General features: G+C 71.3%; 14 protein-coding genes. 11 read left to right on the top strand and 3 right to left on the bottom strand.

The window, feature by feature from the left end:
* The first annotated feature begins 2 nt into the window (after positions 1 to 2).
* The 8 genes from OG520_RS26980 (at position 3) to OG520_RS26945 (ending at position 8,061) form a co-directional block, all read left to right on the top strand.
* Complete coding sequence (locus OG520_RS26980; protein WP_406014930.1) at positions 3 to 974, top strand: carbohydrate ABC transporter permease; 972 nt, start codon at positions 3 to 5, stop codon at positions 972 to 974.
* The gene (locus OG520_RS26975) at positions 971 to 1,801 is read left to right on the top strand and encodes a carbohydrate ABC transporter permease (RefSeq protein ID WP_266419216.1); all 831 of its coding nucleotides are present in this window, start codon (positions 971 to 973) and stop codon (positions 1,799 to 1,801) included. Before OG520_RS26980 ends, OG520_RS26975 begins: the two co-directional genes overlap by 4 nt.
* On the top strand, positions 1,798 to 2,919 hold the full coding sequence (locus OG520_RS26970) for an ABC transporter ATP-binding protein (RefSeq protein ID WP_406014929.1): 1,122 nt from the start codon (positions 1,798 to 1,800) through the stop codon (positions 2,917 to 2,919). The genes OG520_RS26975 and OG520_RS26970 overlap by 4 nt, the downstream gene beginning before the upstream one ends.
* Complete coding sequence (locus OG520_RS26965; protein ID WP_266419210.1) at positions 2,916 to 3,734, top strand: DeoR/GlpR family DNA-binding transcription regulator; 819 nt, start codon at positions 2,916 to 2,918, stop codon at positions 3,732 to 3,734. Before OG520_RS26970 ends, OG520_RS26965 begins: the two co-directional genes overlap by 4 nt.
* Before the next feature lie 20 nt (positions 3,735 to 3,754).
* Positions 3,755 to 4,831 carry an ABC transporter ATP-binding protein gene (locus OG520_RS26960; protein WP_406014928.1) on the top strand — a complete coding sequence of 359 codons (1,077 nt, stop codon included), beginning with the start codon at positions 3,755 to 3,757 and terminating at the stop codon, positions 4,829 to 4,831.
* A complete protein-coding gene (locus OG520_RS26955; RefSeq protein WP_406014927.1) occupies positions 4,828 to 5,874 on the top strand; it encodes an NAD(P)-dependent oxidoreductase in 1,047 nt (348 codons plus the stop codon). Before OG520_RS26960 ends, OG520_RS26955 begins: the two co-directional genes overlap by 4 nt.
* A 14-nt stretch (positions 5,875 to 5,888) precedes the next feature.
* Positions 5,889 to 7,304, top strand: a complete 1,416-nt coding sequence (locus OG520_RS26950; protein ID WP_406014926.1) for an FGGY family carbohydrate kinase — start codon at positions 5,889 to 5,891, stop codon at positions 7,302 to 7,304.
* A gap of 115 nt (positions 7,305 to 7,419) precedes the next feature.
* Positions 7,420 to 8,061, top strand: a complete 642-nt coding sequence (locus OG520_RS26945; RefSeq protein ID WP_356479639.1) for a superoxide dismutase — start codon at positions 7,420 to 7,422, stop codon at positions 8,059 to 8,061.
* 122 nt (positions 8,062 to 8,183) lie between these two features.
* Here OG520_RS26945 and OG520_RS26940 read toward each other — a convergent pair whose 3' ends face one another.
* The 3 genes from OG520_RS26940 to OG520_RS26930 all read right to left on the bottom strand — a co-directional run bounded on the left by OG520_RS26940 (position 8,184) and on the right by OG520_RS26930 (position 11,399).
* Entirely contained in the window at positions 8,184 to 9,056 is an 873-nt protein-coding gene (locus OG520_RS26940) for an alpha/beta fold hydrolase (protein ID WP_406014925.1), read from the bottom strand.
* 68 nt (positions 9,057 to 9,124) lie between these two features.
* A complete protein-coding gene (gene fabV / locus OG520_RS26935; protein ID WP_406014924.1) occupies positions 9,125 to 10,336 on the bottom strand; it encodes an enoyl-[acyl-carrier-protein] reductase FabV in 1,212 nt (403 codons plus the stop codon).
* 394 nt (positions 10,337 to 10,730) lie between these two features.
* Positions 10,731 to 11,399, bottom strand: coding sequence for an O-methyltransferase (locus tag OG520_RS26930; protein WP_406014923.1), 669 nt, complete (start codon positions 11,397 to 11,399; stop codon positions 10,731 to 10,733).
* 77 nt (positions 11,400 to 11,476) lie between these two features.
* On the opposite strand from OG520_RS26930, the gene OG520_RS26925 reads away from it, so the two are divergent.
* The 3 genes from OG520_RS26925 to OG520_RS26915 are packed head-to-tail and all read left to right on the top strand — an operon-like array spanning position 11,477 to position 13,638.
* Positions 11,477 to 12,136: a CatB-related O-acetyltransferase gene (locus tag OG520_RS26925; RefSeq protein ID WP_406014922.1), complete on the top strand. Its 660-nt coding sequence runs from the start codon at positions 11,477 to 11,479 to the stop codon at positions 12,134 to 12,136.
* Entirely contained in the window at positions 12,133 to 12,972 is an 840-nt protein-coding gene (locus tag OG520_RS26920; RefSeq protein WP_406014921.1) for an MOSC domain-containing protein, read from the top strand. Before OG520_RS26925 ends, OG520_RS26920 begins: the two co-directional genes overlap by 4 nt.
* A 45-nt stretch (positions 12,973 to 13,017) precedes the next feature.
* Positions 13,018 to 13,638 carry a DJ-1/PfpI family protein gene (locus OG520_RS26915; protein WP_406014920.1) on the top strand — a complete coding sequence of 207 codons (621 nt, stop codon included), beginning with the start codon at positions 13,018 to 13,020 and terminating at the stop codon, positions 13,636 to 13,638.
* Positions 13,639 to 13,831: the final 193 nt, after the last annotated feature.

Below are 13,831 nucleotides of genomic sequence, written 5' to 3'. Positions count from 1 at the left end.
CGGTGCCGGGACGCGCGGCCCCCGTACCGGTGGCCGACCACGGGGCGGCCTCCGGCGCGGGGACCGGGAAGCGTGCGGTGCGGGCGGTGCCGGCCTGGCGCCGCTCGCTGCGGCCGTATCTGCTGATCGTGCCCGCGCTGCTGCTGACCGGCGGCATCCTCTACCCGTTCGGCCTCGGCCTCTACTACACGGTGTTCGACTTCGCGGCGAGCAAGCCGCAGCCGGACCTGGTGGGCCTCGGGAACTACCGGCGGATCTTCACCCAGCCCGCGTTCTGGGACTCGGCGCGGGTGACGGTGGCGTACGCGGTCGGCGCGGCGGCCGTCGAGACGGTGCTCGGGGTGGCCGTGGCACTGCTGCTGCACCGGTCGAGCCTCGTCGGGCGGGTGCTGGAGAAGGTCCTGATCCTGCCGCTGATGATCGCGCCGGTGATCGCCGCGATCATGTGGAAGCTGATGCTCCAGCCCTCGGTCGGCGTCATCAACCACCTCCTGGAGCCGTTCGGCCTCGGCGGGGTGCAGTGGACGGACACCCCGACGGGCGCGCTGCTCTCGTCGATCACCGTGGACGTGTGGGTCTACACACCGTTCGTCGCGATCCTCGCGCTGGCCGGTCTGCGCTCGCTGCCCGCCTCGCCGTTCGAGGCGGCGGCGGTCGACGGGGCGGGCTGGTGGTTCACCTTCCGGCGCCTGACCCTGCCGATGCTCTGGCCGTACGTCCTGGTCGCCGTGATCTTCCGGTTCATGGACTCGCTGAAGGTCTTCGACATCATCTACGCGCTGACCGAGGGCGGCCCCGGCGACTCGACGATGGTGCTCCAGATCCGCGCCTATCTGGAGGCGATCCGCTTCCAGCGCTACTCGTTCGGGATCAGCTACATGATCGTGCTGTGGGCCGTGGTCTACCTGGTCACGATGGTGCTGGTGCGTTATCTGGGCCGGATCCAGAGCCGGGCCGCGGAGGTGGCGCGATGAAGCGCGGGCTGCTCTCCGTCGTCGCCGACCTGGCGCTGATCGCCTACTTCGTCTTCGCGCTGTTCCCGGTCGCCTGGATGGTGGTCCTGTCGCTGAAGCCGACGAACGAGCTGTTCAGCACGTACTTCTCGTTCACCCCGACCCTCGACTCGTACCGCACGGTGCTGGGCGCCGGGGACGACCAGGGCGTGCCGTTCCTCCGGTTCTTCGTGAACAGCCTCGTCGTGTCGCTGGGCGCGGTCGCGCTGTCGCTGGTGATCGGGCTGCCCGCCGCGTACGCCGCCGCGCGGTGGCGGTTCCGCGGCTCGGAGAACCTGATGTTCACCCTGCTCTCGTTCCGCTTCGCGCCCGAACTCACCGTGATCATCCCGCTGTTCGTGCTCTACCAGCAGCTCGGGCTCTTCGACACCTATGTCGGCATGGTGTGGGTGCTGCAGCTGGTGACGCTCCCGCTGATCGTCTGGATCATGCGGTCGTACTTCTCCGACCTCTCCCCCGAGCTGGAGCAGGCGGCGCTGCTGGACGGCTACACCCGCAAGCAGGCGTTCTTCAAGGTCGCGCTGCCGCTGGTGAAGCCGGGGATCGCGGCCGTCTCGCTGCTGGCGTTCATCTTCGCGTGGAACAACTTCGTCTTCCCGCTGATCCTCACCTCGTCGAACGCGCAGACGGTGACGGTCGGCGCGCTGTCCTTCCTCGGCGGCGACCGGCCCAAGTACAACCTGACGGCCGCGGCGGCCCTGGTCTCGGTGATCCCGCCGCTGCTGCTGGCGCTCACCATCCAGCGGTATCTGGTGCGCGGACTGTCGTTCGGGGCGGTGAAGTCATGACCGGCCCGGCAGCCATCGCACTGCGCGGTGTCGGTAAGCGGTACGGGAAGAGCACCGCACTCGACGGCCTGGACCTGGAGGTGGCGGAGGGCGAGTTCTTCTGTCTGCTCGGCCCGTCCGGCGCCGGGAAGACGACCACGCTCAAGACGATCGCGGGCCTGGAGCAGCCGCAGGCCGGGACGGTCGAGCTGGACGGGGCGGACATGGCGGGCGTGGAGCCCTACGACCGGGGCGTGGCCATGTGCTTCGAGTCGTACGCGCTCTACCCGCACCGCACCGCGTACGACAATCTCGCTTCCCCGCTCCGCTCGCCGCGCCACCGCCTCCCCGCGCACGAGGCGCGCGAGCGGATCGGGGAGATCGCCGAACTCCTGGGCATCGGCGCCCTGCTGGACCGCCAGGTGGGACGGCTCTCCAACGGCCAGCGGCAGCGGGTGGCGCTCGGCCGGGTGCTGGTGCGGCCGGCCAGGGCGTTCCTGCTCGACGAGCCGCTGTCGCACCTCGACGCGAAGCTGCGGCAGGCGATGCGCGCGGAGCTGCGGGCGATCGGCGCGGTCCGGCGCACCACCACGCTGTACGTCACCCACGACTCGGTGGAGGCGCTGGCGCTCGGCGACCGGATCGGGGTGATCAGGGACGGCCGCATGGTGCAGACCGGCACCCGCGAGGAGCTGTGGCACCGCCCGCACGACACCTTCGTGGCCCGGTCCTTCGGCCGGCCGCGGATCAATCTGCTGCCGGGGACGGTGACGCCCGAGGGGCACTTCCGGTCGCCCGACGGGGCCTACGAGCTGCCGCTGACGGTGCCCGCACCGCCCGGCACCGCCGTCCAACTGGGCGTACGGCCGCGGGACATCGGGCTCCGGGGACCGGCGGAGACCGGCGGCGGGGGCCCGGCCCTGGAGCTGACCGGCGCCGTCCATGTCACCGAGCTGCTGGGCCGGGCCACCGAGGTCACCGTCCGGATCGGCGGGCAGCAGCTGTCCCTCGTCGTCCCGCGCGCCGAGGCGGCCGGCCTGAGCCCCGACCATCCGGTCCGGCTCTCCGTACCGCCTGAGAGTCTGCTGCTGTTCGAGGCCGACCGGCCGGCACGTCCAGGACGAAGGATCAGCACGTGAGCAACGTTCCGCAGCGGGGTCCCGCCCCGCGCCAGGCATCCATAGCCGAGTACGTCCTCGCACAGGGCGAGGTGAGCGCCGCCGAACTGGCGGAGCGTTTCGACGTCAGCCTGATGACCATCCACCGCGATCTGGACGAGCTGGAACGGCAGGGCATCGTCCGCAAGTTCCGTGGCGGCGTCACCGCCCAGCCGTCCGGTGTCTTCGAGTCGAACGTCTCCTACCGGCTGAAGACGATGCGGGCCGAGAAGGCCGCCGTCGCCGAACGGGCCCTGAAGCTCATAGAGCCGGGCATGGCGGTGATGCTCGACGACTCGACGTCCACGCTGGAGATCGCGCGCAGGCTGCGCTCCATCACCCCGCTGACCGTCGTCACCAACTTCCTGGAGGCGATCAACCTGCTGTCGCAGGAGCGCGGCATCCATCTGATGGGCCTCGGCGGGGACTTCGACCCGCTGCACTCCTCGTTCCTCGGCGTCTCGTGCGTGGAGGCGGTGCAGTCGCTCCAGGTCGACATCTGCTTCACCTCCACCTCCGCCGCGTCCGGCGGCTTCGCCTACCACCAGGAGCAGCACATCATCTCCGTGAAGCGCGCGATGCTCGACTCGGCGAGCCGCAATGTGCTGCTGCTCGACCACTCCAAGCTCGGCCGGGTCGCCCTGCACCGCCTCGCCCCGCTGTCCCGCTTCGATCTGCTGCTGGTCGACGACGGGGCGTCCCCGCAGGCGCTGCGCGAGCTCGACGAGCACAAGGTGCCCTACGAGGTCTGCTCCACCGGCCGGGACTCCGGAGCGGGGGACGGCGATGACGGGTGAGGGCGAGGCGGCGATGACGGATGACTGAACTGGCCCTGCGCGCACTGCGCAAGACCTACACCGGGCGGGGCCGGGCCGCCGTCGAGGCCGTCCGGTCCATCGACGTCGAGCTGCGCTCCGGCGAGCTGCTGGGGCTGCTCGGCCCGTCCGGCTGCGGCAAGTCCACGACCCTGCGGATGATCGCCGGCCTGGAGACGGTCACCGGCGGCGACATCCTCATCGGCGGTTCGTCGGTGGTCCGGCTCCCGGCCCGGCAGCGCAATATCGGGGTGGCGTTCGAGAACTACGCGCTCTATCCGCCGCTGACGGTCGCGGAGAACCTCGGTTTCGGGCTCGCCGCCCGGGGCGGGTGCGGCCGGGCCGAGATCCGCCGCCGGGTCACGGGGATGGCCGAACGCATCGGGATCACCGACCTCCTGGGCGCCCGCCCGGCCGGGCTCTCCAGCGGCCAGAAGCAGCGCGTCGCGCTGGCCCGCGCGCTGATCAGGGTCCCCGACGTCCTCCTCCTGGACGAACCGCTCTCCCATCTCGACGCCGCCCAGCGGGACACCACCCGGCGGGAGTTGAAACGCATCCAGCGCGACAGCGGCCACACCACCATCCTCGTCACTCACGACCAGGAGGAGGCGCTGTCGCTCGCCGACCGGATCGCGGTGATGCGGGACGGCGAGATCCAGCAGCTCGGCACGCCCGAGGAGATCTACGACGCCCCGGCGAATCTGTTCGTCGCCGACTTCGTCGGGGAGCCGGCGGTCAATCTGCTGCCGGGCACGGCCGACGGATCGGGCGGGGTGCGCCTCTCGGACTCCGTGCGCGTCCCCGTACCGCACCGGATCGCGGCGGGACGCGCGGTGGTGCTCGGCATCCGCCCGGAGGACCTGCGCCTGGACGACACTGGTGCACGGGCCCGGGTCGCCGCCCATGAACCCCTGCTGGAATCCGGCATCGCCACGCTGTCGCTCGACGGGGTGGCGAAGCCGCTGGTCGTCGTGACCGGTCCGGAGGTACGGCTCGACCGGGACGACACCGTACGCATCACCGCCGATCCCCGGCACGTCCATGTCTTCGACGCCCAGACAGGAGACGCTCTGCGATGACCCGCCCCGAGACGGTCCGCCCCGCGACGAGGATTCTGCTCGCCGGTGACCACTTCGTCCTCAACTCCCTGCTCGCCGAGGCCCTGCACCACGTGCTCGACCCGCTCGGCACGGAGCCGCAGCTCGGCGAACTCACTCTGCCCTGGCCCCTGGAACCCTTCGGCAAGGTCGCCGAGGTCGACGAGGCGAGCGACGCCGAGGACGCGCTGATCGCCGCCCTGGACGGGGTGGAGGTGTGCGTGACGCAGATGGGCCCGTTCACGGAGCGGGTACTGGCCGCCGCCCCCGATCTGCGGCTGATCGTGGTCTGCCGGGGCGGCCCGGTCAATGTGAACGCGGCCGCGGCACGCGCCCGGGGCGTGCGGGTGTGCTTCGCGCCGGGGCGCAATGCGGCGGCGACCGCCGAGTTCACCGTCGGGCTGATCCTCTCCGCGCTGCGCCGCATCCCCGACGCGCACCGTTCCCTCGCCTCCGACGGCCGCTGGGACGCCTCCCACTACACGTACGAGAACTGCGGCCTGGAACTGGAGGACACCCCGGTCGGCCTGATCGGCTACGGCGCGGTGGGCAGCCGGGTGGCCCGGGTGCTCTCCGCGTTCGGCGCCGAGGTCGAGGTGTACGACCCGTATGTGCGCGGCGACGTCCTCGGGATGCGGGCCGGTTCGCTGGAGGCGCTGCTGGCCCGCTCGCGCGTCCTCACCCTGCACGCCAGGCTCACCCCGGAGTCCCGGCATCTGATCGGCGCCCGCGAGCTGGCGCTGCTGCCGCGCGGTGCGGTGCTGGTGAACGCGGCCCGGGGCGGGCTGCTGGACACGGACGCGCTGTGCGACGCCCTGGACTCGGGGCAGCTGCGGGCCGCGGCGCTCGACACGTACGAGCAGGAGCCGCCCCCGGCCTCGTCGCGGCTCTTCCGTACCCCGCATCTGCTGATGACCCCGCACGTGGCGGGGGCCAGCCGGGCCGTCGCGGAGAAGGCGGCCCGGATCGCGGCGGCCGAGGTGGCGCGCTACGTGCGGGGCGAGCCGCTCGCCCACGCGCTGTGAGGGGAGCTGTGACCATGACCGGAACCGAGCCTCGCTACATCGGCATCGATGTCGGCACGTCCGTGGTGAAGGCCGCGGCCTTCGACCCGCTCGGCCGCACGCTGGCCGTCGAGTCCCGCCCGGTGGGGCTGGCGATCCACGACGGGTTCGTGGAGCAGGACATGGACGAGGTCTACGGGGCGGTCCGCGAGGTGCTGGACGCGCTCGGCTCCGACGGGGTGGCGTTCGCCGGACTCACCGGCCAGGGCGACGGCGTCTGGCTGGTCGACGCGGCGGGCCGGCCGGTCCGCAAGGCGATCTCCTGGATGGACGGCCGGGCCCATGAACTGGTCGACGCCTGGCTGGCGTCCAGCGTCTTCGAGACGGTCTACCGGCGCACCGGCAGCGCGATGTTCCCGGGCTGTCCCGGCCCGGTGCTGGCCTGGCTCGACCGGCACGAACCCGCCTCGCTCGACGCCGCGACGACCGCCCTGTACTGCAAGGACATGGTGTTCCAGCGGCTGACGGGGGTCCGGGCCACGGATGTCTCCGACGCGTCGATGCCGTTCCTGGACCCGATGACCCGTGCGTACGCCCCCGATGTCGTGGCCGCGCTCGGCCTCGCCCACCGGTCCCCGCTCCTCGCCCCGGTCAGCGACCCGGTCGCCACCGCCGAACTCCCCTGCGGGTTACGGATTTCCAACGGCCCGTACGACCTGCCGGCCAGCGCGCTCGGCGCGGGCGTCACCCGTCCCGGCGACGGACTGCTGATCGTCGGCACCTGTCTGGCCGCGCTGGTGGCCACGGAACGACTTGACCTGGACGGCGAACCGGCGGGGCTGCACATCTCCACCGACCGTCCGGGCCACTGGCTGCGCGCCATGCCCGCGATGGTCGGCACCGCGGCCCTGGACTGGGTCCTGACCACCACCGGCGTACGCCACACCGAGGTCGACGCGCTGCTCGCCGCCACCCCGCCCGGCGCGAACGGGGTCCGGGTGCTCCCCTACTTCGCCCCGTCCGGCGAACGCGCCCCGTTCGTCGAACCGAGGCTGCGCGCCGAGTTCACCGGCGTGTCCCTGGAGACGACCCCCGCCGATCTGATCCGCGCCGTCTGCGAGGGCATCGGCTTCGCCGCCCGGCACTGCCTGGAGGCCGCGGGCCTCACCGGCACCCTCGCCCTGTGCGGCGGCGGCACCCGCTCCCCCGCCTGGATGCGGCTGTTCGCCGATGTACTGGGCCGCCCAGTCCGGATCGTGGAGGGCGAGGTGGGTGCGCGCGGCGCGGTGCTCGCGGCGGCCCGGCGCTTCGGCGCGGAGCTGGACACGGCCGCGTGGACGGCCCCGACCTCGGTCGTCGAACCGGACCCGGCGCACGCGGCGCACTACGCGAAGGAGTACGAGGACCACCTGAACCGACTCGCGGAGGCCCTTACGCGCGCCCGTGCGTGAGGGCGCGCCCGGTCCTACGTCGAAGGGCTGATCACTATCGCCCCCTCCTACTGTTAGCCTGCTCCTGCATATAGGTTGCAATAACAACAGGACAGCAGCTGGAGGGTTCGACCACATGGCCACGTACACGCTCCCGGAACTCCCGTACGACTACGCGGCGCTCGAACCGGTCATCAATCCGCAGATCATCGAGCTCCACCACGACAAGCACCACGCCGCCTATGTGAAGGGTGCGAACGACACCCTGGAGCAGCTGGCGGAGGCCCGCGACAAGGAGGCCTGGGGGGCGATCAACGGGCTCCAGAAGAGTCTCGCGTTCCACCTCTCCGGCCACATCCTGCACTCGATCTACTGGCACAACATGACCGGTGACGGCGGCGGCGAGCCGCTCGCGGCGGACGGTGTCGGTGACCTGGCGGACGCGATCACCGAGTCGTTCGGCTCCTTCGCCGGTTTCAAGTCCCAGCTGACGAAGGCCGCGGCCACCACGCAGGGCTCCGGCTGGGGCGTCCTGGCGTACGAGCCGGTCAGCGGCAAGCTGATCGTCGAGCAGGTCTACGACCACCAGGGCAATGTCGGCCAGGGCTCCGTCCCGGTCCTGGTCTTCGACGCCTGGGAGCACGCCTTCTACCTCCAGTACAAGAACCAGAAGGTCGACTTCATCGAGGCGATGTGGGCCGTCGTCAACTGGCAGGACGTGGCGAAGCGTTACGCGGCCGCCAAGGAGCGCGCCGACGTGCTGCTGCTCGCCCCCTGACCGGGAGGCGCAGATACGTCCTGCCTCGTGATCGTCTTCTCAACCTTCACCGGGCAGGCGGATGAAGGGAGGGCCCTCGCCTGGACGTGACAGGCGAGGGCCCTTCTGTCATGTTCGAGGACTCAGGGGGCCGCGACGCGCCCCAGCAACGTGCTCAGCACCTGCTCCGCATGGGTCCAGAGCACTGCCCCGCCGGCCTCCGGCACCAGATGCCGGACCGCGCCCGGGATGCGCGAGGCCAGCCGTACCCCCTGGTCGGGCGAGTGACCGGTGTCCTTCTCCCCGTACCAGAGGTCGACGGGTACGGCGATGTCCGACAGCCCGATCCCCCACTGCCCCATGGCCAGGACGGTGTCCCGGGCGTAGCCGGCCGCCCCCTGCGCGAAGGCCTCGTCGAGGGCACGCCGGTAGGCGGCGGCGAACGCGGGCTGCCGGTACACATCGAGGTCGCACTCCGGGCTGTTGGACATGACCATGTCCCACATCCCCTGCGGGGTGAACCCGGCGAAGACCTGCTCGGCGGCGGCCGGGTCGGCCACGGCCAGGCCGACGAGGCGGCGCAACTCCTCCGGAAGCACGTCGGCGAAGCACGGCTCGGCGACCTCGTCCGCACCGGAGACCACCGCGAGCGCCCGGACCGCTCCGGCGGCGGCGCACGCCAGCGCGAAGGGCGCCCCCTGAGAGTTGCCGACCATCAGGGGCCGCCCCAGGCCGCGCAGGCCGGCGAACGCGCGGACGTCGTCGACGAAGTCACCGAACGTACGCCCCGGCACGGGCGAGGAGACCCCCAGACCGGGGCGGTCGACGGCGATCAGCCGCACCCCGAGCCCGTCCAGCACATCGGCGCCGAACCCGAGATGCCTGCTGGTGGCCGCACCCGGCGAGAACAGCACCGGCACCCCGTCCCCCGGCCCCCACTCGGCCCAGCCCAGCGACCGCCCGCCCGGGAGCTGTTCCGTACCGACACGAACCGGGTCACTCACACTCGAAGACATGCACCCGATCATGATCGGATCCGCTGCCCGCGTCGAAGGATTTTCCCCGGAGCCCGGACCGGACCGCCTCAGGGGGCGGCGGTGTCCGGCCAGGAGACGTCGGTCTCGACCGGCGCGGCATAGTCGATGCCGGGCACGGCGAATCCGTACAGGCGCTGCACTTCGGTGTGGAACCAGTCGAGGTCGGCGAGTTCGGTGATGTTCTCGGTGGTGGCGGCCTGCCACCGCTCGGTGACGGCCGTCTGGACGGTGGGGGCGAGTTCCCAGGTGTCCAGGCGCACCCGCCCTTCGTCGTCGAGGTCGAGCGGGCGGACACCGGTGAGCTGGTCCCACAGATCGGTGAGCTGCCCGATCGGCGGGACCATGGCATCACCGAGGACGCCGCGCAGCAGCCCGACGTACAGGGCGATGCCGGGGATCGCGGTCGAGGACTGGGTGACGGCAGCCGCGTTGACCGAGGTGACCGCGCGCCCCCCGACCAGCTTGCCGAGCCGTTCGTCGAGGGTGCGGGCGGTCTGTTCGAGGTGGGACTTGGCAGCGCCGATGGTGCCCTGCCGGTAGATCGCGGCCGTCAGGGCGGAGCCGATGTAGGAGAGGGCTGCGGTGGTGAATCCCTCGGCGAGCAGTCCGCGGTCGGCGAGGTGGTCGATCCACCGTTCCCAGTCGGTTCCGCCCATGACGGCGACGGTCTGCTCGATGTCGTCGCCGTCGGCCGGCTGCGTCCCGACCTCCCGCACCTCGCCGGTGCCCCCGTCGTCGAAGACGAGGGTCTTGGTGCTGTACGCCTCACCGATGGGCTTGAGGACGGACGCGTAGGTGGTCCCGGTGTCGGGGTCGGTACGGCGTGGGGCAGCCACCGAGTAGATCAGGTGGTCCAGACGGCCGCCGAAGCGCTCCTCCAGCACCTGCGCGACCTGGTTCTTCATCTCGTCGGAGAACGCGTCTCCGTTGAGGAACACCATGTCGTGACCGTGCCGACGGGCGAGTTCGGCGGTCGCGGCCGTGCGGTACCAACCGGCCGTACCCGTGCGCCGTCCGGGGGCCTTCTCGAAGCAGACCCCGATCCCACGGATCCCGGCACGGGCGAGACCCGCGATCGTCGCGGCCAGCCCGTACCCGGCGGAGGAGCCGATGACCAGCGCCACGGGTGCCCGGTCGGGCACGCGGGAAGGGGCGGGGACGGCCTGCCACATGTCCTCCACCAGGCGCTCGCAGCCGGCCGGGTGGGAGTCGAGGAAGAGGAAACCGCGGTTCTTGGGGGCGATGACGCGTTCGCTCACGGGCTCGGGTCCTTCGGTTCGTCACGGACGAGGAAGCGGCGACCGCGAGGGCATGCACCGCACCCCGCAAGTCTGCGACCGTACGAACACAGGTGGTCACCTCGCCGGACACAGTAATACTCACCAGTCCTTGGAGGCTTTCCACCATTTCGGCCGGCCCGGAAACGTCGGCGCCCGACCCGTTCCGGGCGCGCTTCGGACTGCCCGCGTCCCCGGTCGGGACATCGAGGGGGTACGGAGGAGGGCGCCGGGCCGGTGGGATGAGGGGCCTCCTGCCCGAAACGTGGCAGGTGGGGGTCTCCCTGTCACGTTGCGCGTACGGGGGGCGTCCCCGCCCGGCGGGCGCCCCGCCCGGACCACTCACCGCGGGCTTCCCGGCCGACGCCGGCGGATGTCAGCCGGTGACCAGCGCCATCAGCAGCCCGTCGTACCCCTTGCTCCCGACGGTCTGCAGCGCGGTCGCGGTCAACGTCGGCTCGGCCGCGACGAGTTCGGTGAACCGGCGTACGCCCTGCACCTTCGGGTCCTCGCTGGCGCCGTCGACCACCTCTCCGTCGCGTACGACGTTGTCGGCGACGATCAGACTGCCGGGCCGGGTCAGCTTCAGGGACCAGGCCAGGTAGTCGGGGTTGCTCGGCTTGTCGGCGTCGATGAACACGACGTCGAACGGTCCGTACCCCTGCGCCGCCAGCTCCGGCAGTGTGTCGAGGGCGCGACCGACCCGGATCTCGACGACATCCGCGAGCCCCGCCCGCTCGATGTTCCCGCGCGCCACCTCGGCACACCCCGGATCGGCCTCCAGCGTCACGACCTTGCCGCCCTCGGGGAGCGCGCGGGCCAGCCAGATGGTGCTGTAGCCGCCCAGGGTGCCGATCTCCAGCACGGTGTGCGCGCCCTGGAGCCTGGCCAGCAGGTTCAGCAGCTTGCCCTGGTTGGCGGCGACCTGGATCGCCGGGAGTCCCGCCGCCTCACTGGCCTCCACGGCCGCGTCCAGGGCCTCGTCCGGGCCCACCAGCAGACCGTTGAAGTAGTCGTCGACCTCGGTCCATCGCGCCAGCGTCACGGCAAGTTCCTCTCTCGATCCCAATGGGTTCCCAAAGGGAACTTACATCATGCGAGGCGAATGCGATGATGAGCGCCATGAACGCCACGAGCCCGACCCCCGCCGACCCCACCGCCCTGCACCCGATGCCGGGCCAGCCCCGGGTCGTCCTGCTGAAGCCCCTGGTGAAGTCCGAGTTGATCGAGGTCGGGGACTTCACGTACTACGACGACCCCGACGACGCGACCGCGTTCGAGTCCCGCAACGTGCTGTACCACTACGGTCCGGAGAAGCTCGTCATCGGGAAGTTCTGCGCGCTCGGGACCGGGGTGCGGTTCATCATGAACGGCGCCAACCACCGGATGGACGGCCCGTCCACCTTCCCGTTCCCCTCCATGGGCGGCTCCTGGGCCGACCACTTCGACCTGCTGACCGGGCTGCCGGGCCGGGGCGACACGGTCGTGGGCAACGACGTCTGGTTCGGCTACAACTCCATGGTGATGCCGGGCGTACGGATCGGGCACGGCGCGATCATCGGCGCCGGCTCCGTCGTCACCTCCGACGTACCCGACTACGGCATCGTCGGTGGCAACCCGGCCCGGCTGATCCGCACCCGGTACGACGAGGAGACCGTCGCCCGGCTCCTCGCCGTCGCCTGGTGGGACTGGCCCACCGAGCACCTCACCCGCCACATACGCACCATCATGTCCGGCAGCGTCGACGCCCTCGAAGCGGCCGCCCCGGAGGGGACACCATGACAATCACCGTCCGCGAGCTGGCCTATTACCCGGTCAAGGGCTGCGCCGGGACCACGGTCGACTCCGCGCAGGTCTTCGGCACCGGCCTCGAACACGACCGTACGTTCATGGTGGTGGACGTGGCGGACGGCGCCTTCCGCAGTCAGCGCACCCACCCCGCGATGGCCGCGATCAGCGTCGAAGTCCTGGACGCGGGCGCGACGTTGGCCCTGACGACCGCCGGCGTCGAACCACTCCACCTCGACGTCGACCCGCACGGCCCGCGCCTCGACGTCAGCATGTTCGACCGCCCGCTCGGCGCGGCCATCGACCAGGGGGACGCGGTCGCGGAGTGGTTCTCCGACGCGCTCGGCGTGAAGTCCCGCCTGGTACGCGTGGCTCCCGGCTTCGACCGGGACGGCTGGGGCGACACCCCGGGCAAGGTCAACTTCGCCGACGCGCACGCGGTGCTGGTCGCCTCGACGGCCTCCCTGGACGACCTCAACGCCCGCATCAGCGCCCGGGGCGACGCGAAGCCCGTCCCCATGAACCGCTTCCGCCCCAACATCGTCCTGACCGGCAACGACGGACCCCACTTCGAGGACCGGGTACGCCGGATGACCATCGGCTCCGTCGAACTCGCCCACTCGGTACGGGCGATGCGGTGCGCCGTCCCCATGGTCGACCAGGCCACCGGCCACCGCGCGGGCCCGGAACCGATCCGCACCCTGTCGACCTACCGGCGCGAGCCGGAGTACGGGAACAGGGTCAGCTTCGGCGCGAAGAACGCCGTGGTCTGCGAGGGCACGGTGAGCGTCGGGGACGTGGTCGAGGTGGCGGAGTGGCTGGGCGCGTGAAGGCCCCGGACTCCACCGCCCCCGGCGATGGCTAGGCTGCCGAGCATGGACATCGTGATCCCGCTCTTCGACCGCTTCGAACCGCTCGACGCGATCGGTCCGTACGAGATCCTCGCGTACGTGCCCGGCGCCACCGTCAAGTTCGTCACAGCCGAACCCGGCCTGGTGCAGGACGTGTTGGGATCCCTGCCGGTGCACGTCCCGACCGGGTACTCCGACGTGGAACGCTGCGACGTCCTGCTGGTCCCGGGCGGGGGCAGCTTCCGGACCATGGTGGACGACCCCGCGTTCCTCGACTGGGTGCGCCGGATCCACGCCGGCACCCGCTTCACCACCTCGGTCTGCACCGGTTCCCTGGTGCTCGGCGCGGCCGGCCTGCTGAACGGCCTGACCGCCACCACCCACTGGGGCGCGGCCGCCGACCTGGAGTCGTACGGCGCCGTCTACACCCCCGAACGGGTCGTACGGCACGACCGGGTGATCACCTCGGCCGGAGTCTCCTCCGGCATCGACATGGCCGTCCGGCTGGCCGCCCTGCTCACCGACGACGTGACCGCCCAGGCGATCCAGCTCTACACCGAGTACGACCCACAACCCCCCTTCGATACCGGCTCGGTGGCCAAGGCCCCGGCCGAAGTGCTCGAACGGGCCCGCACCCTGGGCTGAGTTGTTTCGTTCGGATCATCCGGCGGACCGGAGTCCTGGCGCCGCTCTCGTTCCCTTGTGGGTTACGGCAGATTCAGCCTCCTCGCGGTGAGGCGAGTGGGCCACCCGCCCAGCAGGCAGAGGAGCGAGGAAGGCCAAACGGCGATTTTTGGTTTATCTCTGTAGCCAATCGGCATATCAGGCCGTTTGGGTG

It is taken from the genome of Streptomyces sp. NBC_00984, assembly GCF_045162475.1.
GTDB lineage: Bacteria > Actinomycetota > Actinomycetes > Streptomycetales > Streptomycetaceae > Streptomyces.
This window is presented reverse-complemented; position numbering and strand designations above follow the sequence as displayed.